This is a genomic window from Hydrotalea sandarakina (assembly GCF_003254115.1).
GTDB lineage: Bacteria > Bacteroidota > Bacteroidia > Chitinophagales > Chitinophagaceae > Hydrotalea > Hydrotalea sandarakina.
Genome location: NZ_QKZV01000027.1, coordinates 1 through 1,933, shown reverse-complemented (window position 1 = coordinate 1,933; position 1,933 = coordinate 1). Strand labels below are relative to the sequence as shown.

Below are 1,933 nucleotides of genomic sequence, written 5' to 3'. Positions count from 1 at the left end.
CGGCTATAATAGCCTCTTTTTTAATTGCTTTTTCTAACATATTTTGTCCAAATTTAAGTGACGATTATTCGTCAACCTATTTTAGGACAAGACAGCCTGATTTTGATTCATTGGTTTCTTTGTCAAGATATGAAACAAGCAAATATTTATGTAAAACTTCAATGACAGTTACTTGTTGTCCAGTTTTAACTTTTCCAATGATTTTGCTCCCTTTGTGTCCCGAAAAGAAAAGGCTTGTCTTTACCCTTGACGTTCTTGTTCTATTAAGCTTTCTTATTTCATATTCAATTTTATCAGAAAATTCCTTGTTTATTTTCTCAATCTCTTTTTTAGTTTCCTGAATGACTTCTTTATTACTCTTGTCGGTGTTTTGAACATAAGTTCCGTATAGTGTTAAAAGGAAGGCGATAACAGTGATTAAATCAAATAGAAACTGCCTTCCTTTTTCTGTTTTAGTTTTTTTAAGTAAACCGAAAAGTTCACTTACGATTGATTGTTTTAAATTGTCAAGGTCATTTACTGTAATTGGTTTATTACTGTCTAATAATTCGTCTGTTACTGTCTTTACTGCCTCGTTAGCATTTTCGGCTACTTTAATATCCTCCCAATTGTGAGAATAGGAAATGTCTTTGAGAAATGCTGTAGAAAGACCCTTAATTGCAACGTCTATGCTATTGAATTTACTTAAATGAGTTTGACTTAAAGCTTTGGCAATTTGTGTCAAATTATTCGATGAATAAATCTGGCTTGTAGCAAATGCTGACAGGTTATTAGAAGCGATTTGATTTTTCCTGGCTAATTCTGCAAGAGTAGATGATAGATTAGCCAATGGTGAAGTCTCAGTAGCTTTTTGGATTGCAGATAGTTTAGCTAAAACACTTTCGTCAATTAGGTTTTTTGTAACACTAAAAGGCTTTATTTGTTTTGAATATGCTTTTGCAATTTCTGTCAAGCCACTTATGCCTGCAAAATCATAAAGCTGTTTTTGTTTCGCAACAGCCGCAGCTAAATTTTGTATAGAAGCTAAACCTAAAGCACTTTGTCTTATCTCGTTTTGCTTTTGTAAAGTTTTCATTATATCGTGAAATGTGTCCATTTAATATTGCTGGTAACGTTCGGGCTTTGTGCAGGTGGGGAATTAGTATTCCGTCTGCCCACAACCGATACCGATTAAAAATAAAAAGTTCAATTTAAGAACTAAACTTGAAATTTATTCGTCAAGCTCGGACAAATGCTCAGCAGCTTTACAAAAGCAGATTGTTATTTCGTCCTGCCCCACTTGCACAAAGCCCATGTTGCAAGCAGTACTTTCCATTTAAAACTTTGCAATATTACTTTCGCTCAATTGTCAACCAAAAAATGTCTTGTGGCATGCTTATGAAATTGCCAATAACCAATGCCGCTTCAAATTGTCTTTTTTATAAACACTTGTGTCTAACAAAGCAAGTAAATTTTGTCTACCTAACACTGCATGAAAAAAAAACAATTTTGCAAGCTATTTGAAAATAAAAATTGTGTCAAAATGAAATCAAAGGTGTCCACCAAAAACTTTCCCCAAAACCAATGAACTGCTGTGGGTCGTTGCAAACTATGCGGCAACTCGTTTTTGTCTATTAGTAGCGTATGACCTAAAAATGCATTTTCTGTCCTACCCTTATTGACTTGGATAAAAGTCCACCCGAAAAAAATGTCAAATTGAAAAACAAAGAAAATAATATGTACAAAAACCGAACAAAGAATGTCAAGTCGATGTGGGCTTTTATTCAAGTCAACCTATAAGTAGATAAATGCTTTCTGCCTAACCCTATTAATTGAAAGCTGATTGCCGTATTGCTTGCAACGTTGAAGCATTTGTGTTTGTGGCGGAATTTGAAATCCGTCAGCTTGGTACAAATGCTAAATAAATTTACAAAAGTTAATTGTTAATTCTATT

1 protein-coding gene is annotated in these 1,933 nt (G+C 33.7%); it reads right to left on the bottom strand.

Annotated elements, in window-relative coordinates:
• Positions 1–76: 76 nt before the first annotated feature.
• Positions 77–1,075, bottom strand: a complete 999-nt coding sequence (locus LX80_RS14325) for a hypothetical protein (RefSeq protein ID WP_111297330.1) — start codon at positions 1,073–1,075, stop codon at positions 77–79.
• Positions 1,076–1,933 lie beyond the last annotated feature (858 nt).

Excerpts from the sequence above, each read along its gene's own strand:
- LX80_RS14325 (WP_111297330.1), bottom strand. The coding sequence starts at position 1,075 with ATGAAAACTTTACAAAAGCAAAACGAGATAAGACAAAGTGCTTTAGGT.